Source organism: Streptomyces sp. NBC_01298 (genome assembly GCF_035978755.1).
Classification (GTDB): domain Bacteria; phylum Actinomycetota; class Actinomycetes; order Streptomycetales; family Streptomycetaceae; genus Streptomyces.
The window spans coordinates 8,587,013-8,602,724 of the sequence record NZ_CP108414.1 but is presented as its reverse complement, the minus strand read 5'-3'; the positions used below and the strand labels follow the sequence as shown (position 1 = coordinate 8,602,724).

The following is a 15,712-nucleotide window of genomic DNA, read 5'->3' as shown; positions in this document are numbered from 1 at the left end:
CTCTAGGAGGGGATCTTGATGACGAGCGCGGCGTTGGAGCCCATCAGGCCCCTGCTCAGCACGAGCGCGGTGCGCAGCTGTGCCGGGCGGGCGCTGCCGGTCACCACATCGAGGTCGTGGCACACGTCGAACACGTTCGGCGTGGGCGGGACGATGCCGTGCTCCATGGCGAGCACCGCGGCTGCGGTGTCGAGGGCGGGTGCCGCGCAATAGGCGCGGCCCGTCCCGGTCTTGGGCGCCGTGACCGGTACCTTCCGCCCGTGGGCGCCGAGGGCGGAGAGGATCGCGGCGGCCTCGGCCCGGTCGGCTTCCGGGGTGCCGAGCGCGTCGGCGAAGACCACGTCGACCTCCTCGGGGGCGCAGCCGGCCTCCCGCAGGGCGCCCTTGATCGCGTGGGCCAGGCCCTCGGCGGACGCGTCGGCCCGTTCGGGGTGGTGCGGGCCGGTGAAGGTCGCCGCGTGCCCGGCCAGCAGGGCCCGGACGGACGCGCCGCGGCGCAGGGCCGCCCGCTCCTCCTCGACGAGGAACATCGCGCCGCCCTCGGCGGGTACGAAGCCGCAGGCCTTGTCGGTGAAGGGCCGGTAGGCCCGGTCCGGGTCCTCGTGGGTGCTCAGGGACTCGTAGCCGAGCTGGCAGACGATGGAGTACGGGGCCAGGGGCGCCTCGGTCGCTCCGACCAGCATGGCCTTGCTGCCCTGGTGGATGGCCCGGGCGGCGTGCGCGAAGGCGTCGAGCCCGCCCGCCTCGTCCGCGGCGACGACCCCGCAGGGGCCCTTGAGGCCCCTGCGGATGGAGATCTGGCCGGTGCTGGCCGCGTAGAACCAGGCGATCGACTGGTACGGGCCGACGTAGCGCGGGCCCTGGCCCCAGAGGTGCTGCAGCTCGCGCTGGCCGAACTCGCCGCCGCCCGATCCGGCGGCGGTGACCACGCCGACGGAGAAGGGGTCGTCCTCGTAGTCGGCCCGGCCGAGCCGGCCGTCCTCCAGGGCGAGGTCGGCCGCGGCGAGGGCGTGGTGGGTGTAGCGGTCGGTCTGGACGAGATAGCGCTCCTCGACCATCGAGGCCGGGTCGAAGCCCCGTACCTCGCCCGCCACGCGCAGCGGGAGGTGTTCGCAGCCCTCCCGGGTGACCCGGCCCAGGACCGAGGCACCCGACTGGGTGGCCTTCCAGAAGGCCTCGGCGCCGATGCCGTTGGGTGCGACGACTCCGATGCCGGTGATGACCGTACGGACGCTCACGAGACCACCTCCTCCTTGCGCTCGTCGGGGCGGGTCATGACGACCGCGGACTGGAAGCCGCCGAAGCCGCTGCCGACGGAGAGCACGTTGCGCAGGGTGCGCTCCCGGGCGACGCGCGGGACGTAGTCCAGGTCGCATTCGGGGTCGGGGGTCTCGTAGTTGGCCGTGGGAGGGACGACCTGGTGGGTCATCGCCAGGACGCAGGCGGCCAGTTCGATCGCCCCGATGGCGCCGAGGGAGTGCCCCACCATGGACTTGATGGAGGTCATCGGCGTCTTGTAGGCGTGGTCTCCCAGGACCTTCTTGACGGCCGCGGTCTCGTGGCGGTCGTTCTGCTTGGTCCCGGAGCCGTGCGCGTTGACGTAGTCGATCTCGCGGGCGTCGGTACGGGCCTGGGCGAGGGCGGTTTCGATGGCTCGGGCCATCTCCAGGCCCTCGGTGGTCAGCCCCGTCATGTGGTGGGCATTGCCGAAGGTGGCGTAGCCGCCGATCTCGCAGTACACGGTCGCGCCGCGCGCCCGCGCGTGTTCCAGCTCCTCCAGGACGAGGACGGCTCCGCCTTCGCCCAGGACGAAGCCGTCGCGGTCGGCGTCGAAGGGCCGGGAGGCGTGGGCGGGGTCGTCGTTGTTGGGGGAGGTGGCCTTGATGGCGTCGAAGCAGGCCACGGTGATCGGCGAGACGGGCGAGTCGGAGGCGCCGGCGATGCAGACGTCCATCTTGCCCTCGGCGATGGAGTGGAAGGCGTAGCCGATGGCGTCGAGTCCGGAGGTGCAGCCGGTGGAAACCGTCTGGACCGGTCCGCGGGCCCCCGTCTTCTCCGCGACGGCGGAGGCCAGGGTGGCCGGGGTGAAAGCGCGGTGCAGGTGGGCCCCGGCGAGCCGGTGGTCCACGTCCCACCAGTCGCCCGACTGGCTGACGGCCACGTAGTCGTTCTCCAGGCGGGTGGTGCCGCCCACGGCGGTGCCGAGGGAGACTCCGGTGCGCCAGGCCTGGTCCGTGGTGAGGTCGAGTCCGGCGTCGCGCACGGCTTCGGCGGCGGCGACCAGCGCGAACTGGATGTACCGGTCCGCGCGGGCCGCCTCCTCGGCGCCCAGGCCGTGTGCGGCGGGATCGAAGTCGACCTCCGCGGCTATCCGGGAGCGGAAGCCGGTCGGGTCGAAGAGGGTGATGCCGCGGGTCGCCGTACGGCCGTTGGAGAGCAGCTCCCAGAAGGCGGAGGCGCCGATCCCACCGGGGGCGACGACGCCGACCCCGGTGACGGCCACGCGTCGGCGGGTCACGAGACCGCTCCCGCGCGGTCCGGGGGCCGCTCCCAGGCGGAGCCCTCCGGGTGGACGGCCTCCTCCGTGTCCACGTGCCCGAGCTTCGGGTCGGGGGCGAGCGGTCCGAGGTGGAAGACCATGCGGGCCTCGGTGCCGCCCACGTTGCGGAACCGGTGGCGCACGTTCATCGGGACGAGGAGTCCCTGGTCGGTGAGGAGCGGGTGGGCCTCGCCGTCGAGATCGACCTCCAGCTCGCCGGCGACCACGTACACGAACTCCTCGGAGTACGGGTGGTAGTGCTCGGCGATGTGCTCGCCCGGCGCCATGACGGCCAGGCCCATGAAGCCGCTGGTGCAGCCCACCGAGGTGGGTGTGAGGACGGCCCTCAGGTCGCCGCCGCGCCGCGTGTTGGGCTGCGTCTCGCTGAGGTCCACGATGTGCGGTGGGCGTTGTCTGGTCATGGCGGGGGTTCCTCCTGGCAGTGGGGAGCCTGGACGGGGCTGGTGGGTGAGGGGTCCCGGGATGTGGGGTCCGGGGGGCAGGGGCCGGCGGCCGGGGCCGGGGGGCCGGCCGGGGGATGCCGCCGCGCGTCAGCTTTCGGCGGGGGCCCGGCGGTCGGTGATCAGGCTCATGGTGTGGCGGACCGCCGACGCGGCGGCCCCGTCGGACCCGCTGACGGGTCCGGCCATCAGGCGGGCGAGGACGGCGGCCTTGCGCGGCCCCTTGACGCCGAAGGCGGTCTCCAGCCCGGCGTCGTGCGGGCTGCGCACGTCGATGAGGCGTACGACGATGTCGTCGCGCTGGAAGATGCTGCTGCTCACGGTCGGGGCGTCGGGCCGGTGGGCCGCTTCCTCGTCCTGCCGGGCGAGGAACCGGGCCAGTGCCGGTCCACAGCCGGGCTTGGCCGGGTAGAACAGCGCGTGGCGCCGTACGTCGGAGCGGTCCGCGGCGCCGGCCTCGCGGGCGGCGACGTGGTGGACGGCCGGGAGCGCGGCCTTCATGAAGAACATCCGGGCGGACTCGGGGTTGCCGAGGTCGCGGTCCTGTTCGAGGTGGGGGTTGATGGCCTCCTCGACGGCCCGTACCTCGGGCTGCTCGGAGACGTGCCGCAGCGCGGACATCAGGTCGCCGCGGACCTCCACCGTACGCACGACCCGGTTGCCGTGCATGAACAGGGTGGTGCGGCAGAGCCGGGTGTGACCGTCCACGTCGGCCGCCGGGGAGGCGTAGCTGGAGAGGAGGGCCGCGACCTCCTTCTCGCTGCCGGGCTTGACCGTGAAGGTCAGGGCGTGGCGGACGATGTCGGCGCCTAGCCGTGGCGCTTCCTGCAGCCGGGCGCCCCTGGGCCGCTGAGCGTCCTGGTAGCCGCGGCCGGTCTCGCGCAGGACGGTGTACTTCAGCGGGCGCATGGCGCGGGCGCAGGCGCCGAGCGGGCGGACCTGCTCGGCGTGGTGCTCGCTGTTGACCCAGGCGAGGTACTGGGGCGCGCTCTCCCACTCGCTGGTGATGAGCCACTGCGAGGGGTTCTCGAAGGACTGGCAGAGCTGGTCGCTGATGTGGCCCGGTTCGGACGCGATGTCGTGGCGCAGTTGCTCGTACGCCTCGAAGAACCGCTGCTGGGCTCCTTCGTGGAGGTCCATCAGCAGGACGACCCGGAGCATGGATCCGTCGAAGGCGGACTGTGACACCCGTTCGGACAGGGTGGTCGTCATCTGCTCACTCCTTCGTGAGGGCCCTGGGGGAGGGCGGGGATGGTCATCGCGTACGGACCCTCGTCCGTCATCGGCGGTGGCCGCCCCGGACCGGCGGCCGTCACGGGGACGGCAGGCCGGCGTGTCTTCGGGGGAACCGCTGTCGCTCATCGTCATCCGGGTGCGGACGTAGCGCTACATCTCCGGATCAAGCGGGTGACAACCGGCGTATCTCCTGGGCTTGGCCGGCGATCGGGGGCATAAAAGAGTGCACTTCCCCCACACAGACTCAGGAGCTCGCAGCTGATGGAAGACACGGCAGATGTTCGCGTACCGGTTCTCGTCGTGGGCGGCTCCCTCGTGGGTCTGTCCACCTCGCTGTTCCTGAGCCGTCACGGCATCAGGCACCTGGTAGTGGAGAAGCACGCCGGTACCTCCGACCACCCGCGCGGGCGCGGTATCAACGCCCGGACCATGGAGCTGTTCCGGGTGGCCGGGGCGGAGGGTGCCATCCGGCAGGCGGCGTCCGCCCTGGAGAACAACATGGGCATCCTGCAAACCGAGTCCCTGCTCGGCGGCGAGCACAAATGGCTGGTCAAGGCCATCGACCCGGCCGGGGCGCTCAGCAAGTTCAGCCCGACCGGCTGGTGCGTGTGCAGCCAGAACAACATCGAGCCGATCCTCGCCGCGCAGAGCCGCGCGCAGGGCGCCGACGTGCGGTTCTCGACGGAGCTGATGAGCTTCGATCAGGACGAGACCGGGGTGAACGCGCTGGTCAAGGACCGGGAGACCGGGGAGCACATCACCGTGCGCGCCGACTTCCTGATCGCGGCGGACGGCCCGCGCAGCCCCGTGCGCGAGCAGTTGCGCATCACCCAGACGGGCAGCGGCGAGCTGTTCCACAACGTCAGCGTCACCTTCCGCTCGCGCCGGCTCGTCGAGGTGCTGGGCGACCTGCGGTTCATCGTCTGCTACCTGATGAAGCCGGGTGCGGACGGGGCGCTGCTGCCGGTGGACAACGACACCCAGTGGGTCTTCCACCTGCCGTGGCACCCGGACCAGGGGGAAACCCTGGAGGACTTCACCGAGGAGCGGTGCCGGGAGCAGATCCGGGCCGCGATCGGCGTGCCGGACCTGGACGTGGAGATCGGCGGCAAGGCGCCCTGGCACGCGGCGGAACGGATCGCCGAGCAGTACTCCTCCGGGCGGGTGTTCCTGGCCGGCGACGCGGCCCACGAGATGTCCCCCACCGGCGCCTTCGGCTCCAACACCGGCATCCAGGACGCGCACAACCTGGCCTGGAAGATCGCGGCGGTCCTGAACGGATCGGCGGACACGGGACTGCTGGAGACCTACGGGGAGGAGCGGCACCCGGTGGCCGTGGCGACCGCCCAGCGCGCCTCGGCCCGTTCGGCGGAGCACAGCCACCCCGGGTACGCTCCCCCGCCCACGATGGGCGGCGGACCCGGCAGCGGGGTCCTGACGACGGCGATGGCCTACGCGTACCCGAGCGGTGCCTTCGTCGGCGGGGCTCCGGACCGGCCCGTCATCCCGGAGGGGATGCGCATGAAGGGTGACCCCGGCACGCGGGCCCCCCACATGTGGCTGACGCGGCCCGACGGCGAGCGGGTCTCCACGGTGGACCTGTACGAGCGCGCGTTCGTGCTGCTGTGCGGCGCGGGCTCGCCCTGGCGGGCCGCGGCCGAACGGGTGGCCGAGCGGCTGTCGGTCCGGTTGGACGCCTATGCCATCGGGTCCGCGGGCGCTCCCGGCACGGATCTGGTGCAGGAGGAGGGCGCCGACTGGAGCGAGGTGCACGCCATGTCCGCGGAGGGCGCCGTACTGGTGCGGCCCGACGGGTTCGTCGCGTGGCGCTCGCAGGGTCCGGCGGCCGATGCGCAGGCCGCGCTGACCGAGGCGCTGTCCACGGTGCTGCGCCGGGCCTGAGCGGCCCGTACGCCGAGTGGTCCCCCTGCCGCCGGCCCGTAAGCGGGCCGGGGGCAGGGGCGTTCATGGGTGGTGCTGGTCGGCGCCGGTCGGTGCCGACCCGTGCCGGTCCTCGCCGGTCCGCGTCAGCCGCAGGCCCAGCAGCCGGACCAGCAGCCGGAGCCGTGGTGCGCGGGACGCGGGCGGCGGGCGGCGGCCCGGGCGGAGGCCGTGCCCGCGCCGGCTCCGGCGGAGTTGCGGCGGGCGAAGCAGGCGACGACCACCGCGATCGCGGCGAGTTCCTCGGGGGCCGCCACGCCCTTCTCCACACGGATCAGGCTGGATATCGGGGGCACGGGGGCTATCGGGGCTATCGGAGCGTCCTTCAGCATCGGCTCGGCCTCTCGCACAGGCGGATAGCGGGACCCCCCTCGCGGAATCCAAGGACTCCGGACGCTGCCGACGCTAGCGGGGCGCGACACGCCCGGCACGCCGGGCAGTTGCGCGAAAGCCCAGGTCGCGGCCGCGCCGACCGGGTGACACCGGGGGCGCGCGGGCGCTCGGCGATTGGGCCGTCGGAGTGGCGGGCCCCCGGAAATCCCGGTGCGGACCGCTCGGGGGGCGGCCTAGGGTGAGGGGATGAGCACCCGCACCTTCCGCATCACCGTCCGGGGGGCCTTCGACGGCCTCACCGAGGAGCAGCGCGCCACGCTCCTCGCGGACGCGGCCCGGCACGACATACTGACGGCCGAGTTCACTCCCGAGGGGCACCTCACCTACGACGTGGCGGCCCGGCCCTCCTTCACCTTCCGGTTCCTTGCCGAGGGCGAGGCCGAGGAGGACATCCTGGACGCGACCGCCCAGGCCGAGCTCACCGCCGAGAGCTGGCTGACGGAGCACGGGTACGGCTTCAAGCGGATGCGCTCGCAGGCCCAGGACCTCACGCTGGCCCCCTTGAGCAAGCGGCAGCGGCAGGCGGCCGCGCGGGGGGATTCCTGAACGCAGGCATTCCTGAGCACAGGCCCCGCGCGGCCGCCCCCGAGGAGCGCTCAGGGCCGGCTCAGCGGGCCTGGCACTTCTTCCAGGCGAAGTGGTAGACGCTGTTGATGCTGCCGTCGGTGGAGTCCAGCGCCATGTAGCTGGTCGTCGACGGGTCCGAGGTGCCGACCTCGGCGCGCAGCTCGGTGTTGATGTTGAAGTTGCGCTGTTCTCCGCAGGGGGCGAAGACCAGGGCCTCGATGCCCGTGCTGTCGGAGGCCTGCCAGTTGTCGTCGAACTTGCCCTGGAACTTGTGGGTGCGGTAGTCGGTCTGCTTCATGCCCTGGAAGTAGTAGCTGGCCTTCTGGGTGCCGATCGCGCCCTGCTGGAGGCTGCCGAACCCCCGGTAGTCCACCTGGGCGACGGCGTAGGTGTACCCCTGCGGGACGTGGACGACCAGGGAGAGCAGACAGTTCTTGCGGCCGTCGGTCGGGGCGCTGTTGCCGCCGGCCATGGCCAGGTACTCGCTGTAGGTGACGGTGAAGGCCGAGTTGTCCTCGGCCACGGCGACGGTGGCGCTGCCCGGCCGGCATCCCGAGCCGTTGACCGTGCCGACGTCGACGGTCACCCGGTCCTCCGGCGCGGCGGGTGCGCCGGGGCCGCCCGCCGCCCCGGCGGCGGAGGCGGGCAGGAGGGCGAGGAGGCCGCCGGTCGCGAGGACGGTGCCGAGCGCGGTGCGCAGTGTTGTGATCACCCGGCCATGGAAGCGCTCCCTGCCGGGCCGATCGGTGAACGGATGCGCGGCCTCACTCGGATGGCCGGGGCCTTTCACCGGAGAAACGTTCGGGCAGCGCTCCGGGGAGGGCCGAACGGCGCATCGGCGGGATGGCGAGCACGTCGTGCCACCCGGTTCCTCCCGGTATTTCCTATGATGAGCGCCCTACGGAACCGCCCGCGCCGAGGAGCCCCATGCGCCGCCTGTACCGGTCCGCCCTGCTCTCCGCGACCGCGGTCGTCTCCGCCCTGGTCCTCGCCACCGCACCGCCCGCCGCGGGGGCGCCGGGCCATGGCACGGACGGGACGGACGGCGGCACGCACGGCGGCACACACGGCGGGACCGACGCGGCCGAGGCCGCCGTGATCGGCGCCGGGCACGCGCGCGCCCACTCCGAGCTCCGCCGGGCGGCCAAGGGGGCCGTGGAGTACCCCCAGTCCCGGCGCAGCGCGAGCCTGGCCTCGCTCGCCGCCTCGCAGCGCGAGGCCAACTCCGCTTTCGAGGCGGCGGTTTCGGGCCGGTTCGCCGAGTACTTCCCCTCCCCCGACTTCGGCGTGCACCTCGCCCTGCTGCCCACCGGCAAGGTGCTCCTCTTCTCCTTCTCGCGGGTGGAGACCGACCCCACCAAGGAGACCGGTCCCACGGACCGGATCGGACCGGCGAACGCGGGCCGCGCCTACCTGTGGGATCCGGCGAAGGGCACCGGGGCACGCTCGTTCAAGAAGGTCACCCCGCCCGTCGTGCTGATGCCCGACGGTACGCACGCCCCGCGCCCGGCGCCGTTCTTCTGCGCCGGGCACTCCTTCCTGCCCAACGGGATGCTGGGCGTGTTCGGCGGCAACACGGGCGGCAAGGGCGGCAGCGGAGCGAAGCTGTCCTTCGTCTTCGACCCGTGGACCGAGGGCTGGTACCGCAACCGCGACATGGCGGTGGGCCGCTGGTACCCGTCGGTGGTGACCGGCGCGGACGGCCGCCAGATCGTCATGTCGGGCCAGTCGGAGCGCGGCACGGGGACGCCCACCCCGGTGGTGGAGCGGTTCCCCGCGCCGGGGCAGCCGGTGCCCTGGCGCCCGTACGACATCCCGCTGGACGTACCCGTGGAGCGGATGCGCTTCGACGCGCCGTTCCGCAACGACTACCCGCACCTGTTCTCGCTGCGCGACGGGATGATCTACGGCCTGGGGCGCGACGCCGACCAGCAGTGGCTCTTCGACCCGCGCGCGCAGACCCGTACGGACCTGCCCAGGCGGCCCGCCGACTTCCGGGGGTACGGCTCCGCCGTGCCGCTGCCGGCGGGGTTCCGCGGGCCCGACTCGGTCCTCGTCCTGGGCGGGGATCCGCTGGACCCGAACACCTACCGGCTGTCGGGCGGCGCCTGGACCACGGAGGAACCGCGCGCCTTCGGCCGGACCCAGGACGACACGCTGATCCTGCCGGACGGGACGCTGCTGACGGTCAACGGGGCGAAGGACACCCGGGATTACGGGTTCGGGCCGTTCAACCCGAAGGCCGACCTGAAGTTCCGCCGGACCGAACTGCGGGGCGCCGACGGCCGGTGGAGGCTGGGGCCGGCCCAGCGGCTGCCGCGGGGCTACCACTCCAACGCCCTGGTGCTGCCGGACGGCCGGGTCATGGTCACCGGGGACGAGCTCCAGCAGATCGCCAACGACCCTGACATCAAGGACGGGATGGACGGCTCGATCGAGATCTACGAGCCCGCCTACCTGCACCGGGGCGCCCGGCCCGCGCTGGACCGGGTCCCGGGGGGCGAGATCGCCCACGGCGCGGAGTTCTCGGTGGAGAGCCCGACGGCCGCCGGCGTACGGCGGGCCGTGCTGCTGGCGCCGACCACCGTCACCCATGCGGTGAACACCAGTCAGCGCCATCTGGAGCTGCGGATGACGGGCGTCCGCGGACACACCATCGGGCTGCGGGCGCCGGCCACTTCGGCCGACGCCCCGCCCGGGTACTACCTGCTGTTCCTCCTCGACGCGAAGGGTGTCCCCGGTCCGGCGAGGTGGGTCAAGCTCGGGAAGCGGTGAACCCGCCCGCGGCTAGTTGCCGCTGATCAGGAACTGCGATCCGGGTTCGATCAGGACGTTGCCCTGGGCGGATCCGGTGATGGTGACGTTGGACAGGACGGCGTTGCCGCGCGCCCCGCCCATGGCCAGGATTCCGGACCCGTTGTTGGACTTGCTGATGGTCACGTTCGTGATCTTGACGTCGGGCATGACCCCGCCGCCGGTCTTGAACTGGATCCCGTCGTAGGTGGAGTCGTGGATGTCGGTGTCGCGGATGACGACACCCGGGATGGGCAGGTTCGACGGGAACAGGGTGATCGCGCCGAACTCCTGGTCCTCGTTCCAGAACGCGCCGCCGGTGCGGAAGAGGCCGTTGCCCGCGATCAGGGTCTGCCCGGAGAAGGGCAGCGGGTCGTGGTCGGTGGCCAGCATGATGCCGGGGTAGTTCATGGTGTCGTAGATCAGGTTGTTCTCGATGGTGTTGCCGTAACCGCCGTAGATGGCGATGCCGTTGGCGCGCCAGGGCAGCTGGATCGTGTTGTTGCGGAAGTGGTTGTCGTGGCCGATGTCGACGGACTGGTCCTTCACGTACTTGCTGGACCACACCGCGAGGGCGTCGTCACCGGTCGTGCGGAAGGAGGAGTTGAAGACGGTGGAGTTGCGGGTGCCGTTGGCGAAGTTGATGCCGTCGGCGTAGGTGTCGCGGATCCGCACCCCGTTGAACTCGATGCCGTCGCCGGGACCCCACAGGGCCGGGATGTTGTCGTAGTCGCGGCCGACCCAGACACCGACGTTGGCGTGCTCGATCCACACGTTGGTGATCTTCGTGTTCTTGCCGAAGCGCCCGTTCAGGCCCACGCCGCCCTCGGCGTTGCCGTCCCCGCCGCGGATCCGGCCCGATCCGAAGATGGCGATGTCGGAGATCTGTGTGTTGTCGTCGATCTCGAAGCCGAAGTTGCCCTCGTGCGGGTGGTTGATGCCGCCCGCGTTCTGCGGCTCGGTCAGGGTGTAGAGCTGGGAGTGCCACATGCCCGCGCCGCGGATGGAGACGTTGCTGATGCCCACCTGGTTGAACTGGCCCCGGTTCAGCGGGTCGTCGGTGAGGATCTTCTGCTCCTGGCGCCACTGGCCCTGCGGGATCCAGACGCAGGCGATCTGCCCGTTCTGGTCCGCCGTCACGGCCTTCTGGATGGCGAGCGTGTCGTCGGTGCCGTCGTTCGGGATCGCGCCGTAGTCGGTGATCGAGGTGCACTCGGCGGGCTTGGACGCCGCCGGGGCCACCTGCTCCAGGTCGATCAGGTCGATGACGTAGTACGAGGCCGTGTCGCCCGCGTCGCGCTGGAGGCGGAAGGTGGTGCCGGGCGGGTAGCTCTGCGCGAGCAGGGCGTGGGACTCGTCGAAGAGCCTGCGGGCGTCGCCGCCGGGGGTGTTGGTCAGACCCTCGGGGCTGTCGGTGCTGCCGTAGAGCCAGCTGTGCTTCGAGGAGAGGTTCAGCTTCTGGGCGAAGCTGCCGTTGACGTACAGGCTGATCGTGGCGTCGGCGCCGCCGCCGTTCGCGGCGTCCGGGATCGAGTTGCGCACGACGATGGAGTTGGCCTGGTTGGTGGAGGTGAACTGCACGTACTGGCCGGCCGAGGAGAGGCGCACGGACTCGCGGCCCGAGGACTCGGTGGCGAAGTTGGTGTGCCCGAAGGTGCGCTTGGCGTCGCTCTGCAGCAGCGTGCCGGTGTAACTGCCGGCCTCCGCCTCGTACTCGGTGTACGGGAGCGCCGCCCCGCGGCCGACGACCACGGCGCGGGAGGTGCCGTTGTTGGTCTCGTTGGTCTCCGCGACCAGGCCGGTCGCGTCGGCGGTGGCAGTGAGGGTGGCCCCGCCGCTGACCGCCGTCCAGGTGCCGTTGATCGGCACGTTGACGGTTTCACCGGCGGCGATCGCCGGGGTGGGGCCGTTCAGGGTGGTGGAGCCGGCGACCAGCCGGGTGATGCTGCCCGCGCTCACCGCGGCGGTGCCGCGGTTGCGGACGGCCACGGTGAAGGAGACCGGGGCGCCCACGGCCGGGTTGGCCGGGTTGGTGGTGATGGAGAGCGCTTCCAGGTCGGGGCCCGGAGCCTGGCCGACGACGAGCTTCGCGGTGGCCGTGCGGCTGTTGTTGGTGTCGTTCTGCTCGGGGACGGTCCCGGCCGGGTCGACGACGGCGGAGACGGTGTAGCTGCCCATCGGGCGCTTGCCGACGGCGACCGGGACCGTGGCCGAGGCTCCGGCCGCGAGGGCGCCGACCGGGGCGCTGCCCGCGACCGCTCCTTCGAGGCTGACGCTGACGGTGGTGGCCGGGGAGGCGACCGTACCGGCGTTGCGGACGGTCGCGTTGACCGTGACGGCGTCGCTCTCGGAGGGGGCCGCAGGGGACCAGGCGAGGTCCGTGACGGTCAGGTCGGGATTCGGGGCGGCGGCCCCGATGACCTGGAACTCGGCGGCTTGGCCGCCGCCGGCCCCGGTGTTGCCGGAGAACTTCAGCTGGACGTCGGCGAGCCGGCCGGTGACGGGCACGGTCACGGTGTTCTGGTTGCCGGCCGGGCTGAAGGCGTAGTCGGCGCGGGCCTTGAGGGTGGTGAACGCGCTCGCCGACTGCTCCCGGCCGAGGACCTCGAAGCTCTGGGTGCGGTTGCCCCAGGCGGCGTCGGGGTTGAGCTTGAGGACCACCCCGGTGACGTCGGCGTTGGAGCCGAGCTTCACGGTCAGCGTGGACTGCTGGCCGCCGGCCTCCCAGTAGCTGGCGACGCTGTCGTCGTTGGCGTTGGCCGCGACGAACGACTGGGTGGTCGAGGAGGCCTCGATGGGCTTGCCCTTGGCGAGGTTCACACCGACGGGGGGCGTACCCGGGTCCCCCGGATCACCGGGGTCACCGCTGCCGTCGGCGGAGTACACCTCCAGCTCGGATATCTGCGCGGCCTGCCAGCCCGTGTTGGCGGTGACGCTGACCCGCACGTAGCGGACCGTCGCCGCGGTGAACCCGATGGTCACCGTGTTGGACTGGGCGGGGTTGAACACCCGCCCCGCCGAAGCGGACAGGGTGGTGAAGGCGTTCCCGTCCGTGCTGCCCTGCACGGTCAGCGTCTCGGTGCGCGTCTCCCAGCCGGCGGGCAGCTTCAGCGCCACCTGGTCAACGGCGACGCTGCTGCCCAGGTCCACCTGCACCCAGGTCGGGAAGGTGCTGCCGGGCCCCTCCCAGTACGAGCCCTGGTTGCCGTCGGTGACTCCGGCGGCTCCGTACCCGCCGAGGGATCCGCTCGCGCTGGCCGACTTGCCCAGCGCGAGGTTGGGTCCGCCGGCGGCGGCCGCGAAGGTGACGGGCAGGAGTCCGACCGACACCAGTCCCGCGACCACCGAGCCGGCCACCATCAGCCGGCCGCTTTGCTTCCATCTCATGCTGTCCTCTGTTCCATGAGGGGACCCCGGCCCGACGCAGCCGCGCCTGCCGCAAACTTGCGTAGCATTATTAATTTTTTGAGTGATCTGATCGCAGTTATGCGGCCATGGCGCCACAGGTTTCTAGCAGATGACGACTTTGTCAACGCTTTGCGCACAGAGGGGAGTTCGGAGGCGGCCCTGGAGGCCGGGTCGGATCACACCCCGGGCCAGCCCCGTTCCAGGTGGTCGAAGGCGAGGTCCAGGGCCCGGCGCGGATCCGGCCGCATGCCCGCCAGGTCGGGAATCTCCAGGACGTACCGGGCCAGGATCCGCAGCGAATCGTCCCCGGCCGGGCGTCCGCACTCCTCGGCGATCACCTCGGCCAGGGCCTCCTCACACCCCGTCCACATCCGGCGGGCGTAGGCGCGCAGTGCGGGCGTGGCGACAACGAGCCGCGTCTTCTGGAGGAACTCGGGCGCCGGGTCCGGGTCGAAGGGGCCGCGGCCGGCGAAGAACGCGCGCAGGGCCGCCAGGACCGTCACCCCGTCGGCCCGGCCGCGCACCGCGAGGGCCAGGGACTCCTCCCGCTCGGCGCCGTCCTCCAGGATCAGCGCCTCCTTCCCGCCGGGGAAATGTGCGAACAAGGTCGTCAGTGCCGTGTCGGCCGCCTCGGCGACCTCGGCCACCTTGACCTGGTCGAAGCCCTTCTCAAGGAAGAGCCGCAGGGCGGCGTCGGCGAGGGCCTGCCGGGTTGCGGCCTTTTTGCGTTCGCGTCGCCCGGGTCCGTCCGGTTCTGCCTCTGCCTTGTCGATGCGTGTCATGGACCCAGCATAGAGCCGACCCCTAGCCACTGTGAAAGTGTAGCGATTGCACTTTCGGAGTCATTGTGTTCTTCTGAAAGGGAAGCCGCCGCGCCTCACCCCCTCCCCTCGCCCCCTCTCCTCCCGATCCAGGAGCCGCCATGTCCTCCGTAGCCGAAGTCCGGCCCCCCACAAAGGCGGCCTCCCTCTCCACCACGGCCTTCTGGCTGATCCTCGGGCTGGTCCTGCTCGCCGACGCCCTCGACATGATCGACTCCACGGTCACCAACATCGCCGCGCCGACGATCGTCCGGGAGATAGGCGGCGGCGAGAGCCTCGTCAAATGGCTCGGCTCCTCCTACACCCTGGCCATGGGCGCGCTCCTGGTCGTGGGCGGCCGCCTGGGCGACAAGTTCGGGCAGCGCAGGCTGTTCCTGATCGGCATGGCCGGCTTCACCGCGGCCTCCGCCGTCTGCGGGCTCTCCCCCGACCCCGCCCTCCTCATCGCCGCCCGCGTGCTCCAGGGCGCCTTCGGCGCCCTGCTCATCCCGCAGGGCATGGCGATCATGACACGGTCGTTCTCCCGCGAGCAGCTGGGCAAGGCCTTCAACCTCTTCGGCCCGCTGCTCGGCGCGGCCACCGTCGGCGGCCCGATCCTCGCGGGCTTCCTCATCGACGCCGACCTGGCCGGCCTGTCCTGGCGCCCGGTGTTCCTGATCAACCTGGTCCTCGGCGTCTTCGGCACCTTCGCCGCCGCCCGCCTGCTCCCCCGCGACCCCGGGGAGCGCTCCCTGAGCGTGGACGGCGTGGGCGCGGCGCTGCTCGGCCTCACGATGTTCGCCCTGATGTACGGCCTGATCGAGGGTTCCAGCCACGGCTGGGGCGCGACGGCCCTCGGTTCACTGGCCGCCGGGCTCGTCTTCCTCGTCCTGTACGCGCGCCGTCAGCGCACCGCCGCCGAACCCCTCATCAAGCCCTCCCTCTTCCGCAACAAGGGCTTCACCTCGGGCCTGTTCGTCGGAATGCTGTACTTCGCGGTCACCAGCGGCCTGCTCTACGTGACCTCCCTCTTCATGCAGCAGGCCCTGCACTCCACCCCGGGCGACACCGCCCTCGGCCTGCTGCCCCTGACCCTCGGCATCATCGCCTCGGCCGTCGCCGGCATGGCCGGCCTCACCCGCGAGCTCGGGCGCACGCTCATCCTGGCCGGCATGCTGCTCACCCTCGCCGGCGCCGGCTGGCTCCTCGCGCTGGTCCTCTCCCGCGGTACGGACCTCACCCTGTGGGCGATGGCCCCGGCCGTCTTCGTCACCGGTCTCGGCATGGGCGCCTGCTTCGGCACGATCTTCGACATCACCCTCGGCGACGTGTCCGCCGAGGAGGCCGGCAGCGCGGGCGGCTCCCTCACCGCCGTCCAGCAGATCGCCAACGGCATCGGCTCCGCGGTCGTCACCACCGTCTACTTCCACTCCGGGGCACCGGCCCACGCCATGGCCGTCAGCCTCGTCACCGTCCTGGCCGTCACCGCCGCCTGCCTCCCGGCCCTGCGGCTGCTGCCGCGCGCCGCGCGGGCCGAAGCCGCCGGCCACGGCGGCTGACCCCACACCTCACCA

Annotated in this window: 12 protein-coding genes; 4 read left to right on the top strand and 8 right to left on the bottom strand. The window is 72.0% G+C overall.

Annotation, left to right across the window (positions count from 1 at the left end; all coding sequences use genetic code 11):
• Positions 1-2: 2 nt before the first annotated feature.
• From OG730_RS39240 to OG730_RS39225, 4 genes are all read right to left on the bottom strand, one after another.
• On the bottom strand, positions 3-1,238 hold the full coding sequence (locus tag OG730_RS39240) for a ketosynthase chain-length factor (protein ID WP_327308770.1): 1,236 nt from the start codon (positions 1,236-1,238) through the stop codon (positions 3-5).
• Entirely contained in the window at positions 1,235-2,518 is a 1,284-nt protein-coding gene (locus OG730_RS39235; RefSeq protein WP_327308769.1) for a beta-ketoacyl-[acyl-carrier-protein] synthase family protein, read from the bottom strand. The genes OG730_RS39240 and OG730_RS39235 overlap by 4 nt, the downstream gene beginning before the upstream one ends.
• The gene (locus OG730_RS39230) at positions 2,515-2,961 is read right to left on the bottom strand and encodes a cupin domain-containing protein (RefSeq protein WP_243333070.1); all 447 of its coding nucleotides are present in this window, start codon (positions 2,959-2,961) and stop codon (positions 2,515-2,517) included. Before OG730_RS39230 ends, OG730_RS39235 begins: the two co-directional genes overlap by 4 nt.
• A gap of 129 nt (positions 2,962-3,090) precedes the next feature.
• Positions 3,091-4,212, bottom strand: coding sequence for a SchA/CurD-like domain-containing protein (locus OG730_RS39225; protein ID WP_327308768.1), 1,122 nt, complete (start codon positions 4,210-4,212; stop codon positions 3,091-3,093).
• 285 nt (positions 4,213-4,497) lie between these two features.
• On the opposite strand from OG730_RS39225, the gene OG730_RS39220 reads away from it, so the two are divergent.
• Positions 4,498-6,138 (top strand): FAD-dependent oxidoreductase, encoded by a 1,641-nt coding sequence (locus OG730_RS39220; protein ID WP_327308767.1) that lies wholly within the window; start codon positions 4,498-4,500, stop codon positions 6,136-6,138.
• A 125-nt stretch (positions 6,139-6,263) separates the two neighbouring features.
• On the opposite strand, the gene OG730_RS39215 is transcribed toward OG730_RS39220, so the two are convergent.
• On the bottom strand, positions 6,264-6,473 hold the full coding sequence (locus tag OG730_RS39215; RefSeq protein WP_327308766.1) for an acyl-CoA carboxylase epsilon subunit: 210 nt from the start codon (positions 6,471-6,473) through the stop codon (positions 6,264-6,266).
• A gap of 283 nt (positions 6,474-6,756) precedes the next feature.
• Between OG730_RS39215 and OG730_RS39210 the strand changes: the two genes are divergently transcribed.
• Complete coding sequence (locus OG730_RS39210; RefSeq protein WP_327308765.1) at positions 6,757-7,116, top strand: DUF6204 family protein; 360 nt, start codon at positions 6,757-6,759, stop codon at positions 7,114-7,116.
• A gap of 61 nt (positions 7,117-7,177) precedes the next feature.
• Here the strand turns inward: OG730_RS39210 and OG730_RS39205 are convergent, their stop codons facing one another.
• Entirely contained in the window at positions 7,178-7,849 is a 672-nt protein-coding gene (locus OG730_RS39205; RefSeq protein ID WP_442815151.1) for a DUF4360 domain-containing protein, read from the bottom strand.
• 215 nt (positions 7,850-8,064) lie between these two features.
• Here OG730_RS39205 and OG730_RS39200 point away from each other — a divergent pair, with 215 nt between their 5' ends.
• Positions 8,065-9,912, top strand: coding sequence for a galactose oxidase early set domain-containing protein (locus OG730_RS39200; RefSeq protein WP_327308764.1), 1,848 nt, complete (start codon positions 8,065-8,067; stop codon positions 9,910-9,912).
• Between the two features lie 12 nt (positions 9,913-9,924).
• Here the strand turns inward: OG730_RS39200 and OG730_RS39195 are convergent, their stop codons facing one another.
• Entirely contained in the window at positions 9,925-13,317 is a 3,393-nt protein-coding gene (locus tag OG730_RS39195) for a CARDB domain-containing protein (RefSeq protein WP_327308763.1), read from the bottom strand.
• 197 nt (positions 13,318-13,514) lie between these two features.
• Positions 13,515-14,120 carry a TetR/AcrR family transcriptional regulator gene (locus OG730_RS39190; protein ID WP_327308762.1) on the bottom strand — a complete coding sequence of 202 codons (606 nt, stop codon included), beginning with the start codon at positions 14,118-14,120 and terminating at the stop codon, positions 13,515-13,517.
• A gap of 140 nt (positions 14,121-14,260) precedes the next feature.
• Between OG730_RS39190 and OG730_RS39185 the strand changes: the two genes are divergently transcribed.
• Positions 14,261-15,697: an MFS transporter gene (locus tag OG730_RS39185; RefSeq protein ID WP_327308761.1), complete on the top strand. Its 1,437-nt coding sequence runs from the start codon at positions 14,261-14,263 to the stop codon at positions 15,695-15,697.
• Positions 15,698-15,712: the final 15 nt, after the last annotated feature.

Excerpts from the sequence above, each read along its gene's own strand:
- OG730_RS39220 (WP_327308767.1), top strand. The coding sequence starts at position 4,498 with ATGGAAGACACGGCAGATGTTCGCGTACCGGTTCTCGTCGTGGGCGGC.
- OG730_RS39185 (WP_327308761.1), top strand. The coding sequence starts at position 14,261 with ATGTCCTCCGTAGCCGAAGTCCGGCCCCCCACAAAGGCGGCCTCCCTC.
- OG730_RS39195 (WP_327308763.1), bottom strand. The coding sequence starts at position 13,317 with ATGAGATGGAAGCAAAGCGGCCGGCTGATGGTGGCCGGCTCGGTGGTC.
- OG730_RS39200 (WP_327308764.1), top strand. The coding sequence starts at position 8,065 with ATGCGCCGCCTGTACCGGTCCGCCCTGCTCTCCGCGACCGCGGTCGTC.
- OG730_RS39230 (WP_243333070.1), bottom strand. The coding sequence starts at position 2,961 with ATGACCAGACAACGCCCACCGCACATCGTGGACCTCAGCGAGACGCAG.
- OG730_RS39190 (WP_327308762.1), bottom strand. The coding sequence starts at position 14,120 with ATGACACGCATCGACAAGGCAGAGGCAGAACCGGACGGACCCGGGCGA.
- OG730_RS39210 (WP_327308765.1), top strand. The coding sequence starts at position 6,757 with ATGAGCACCCGCACCTTCCGCATCACCGTCCGGGGGGCCTTCGACGGC.
- OG730_RS39225 (WP_327308768.1), bottom strand. The coding sequence starts at position 4,212 with ATGACGACCACCCTGTCCGAACGGGTGTCACAGTCCGCCTTCGACGGA.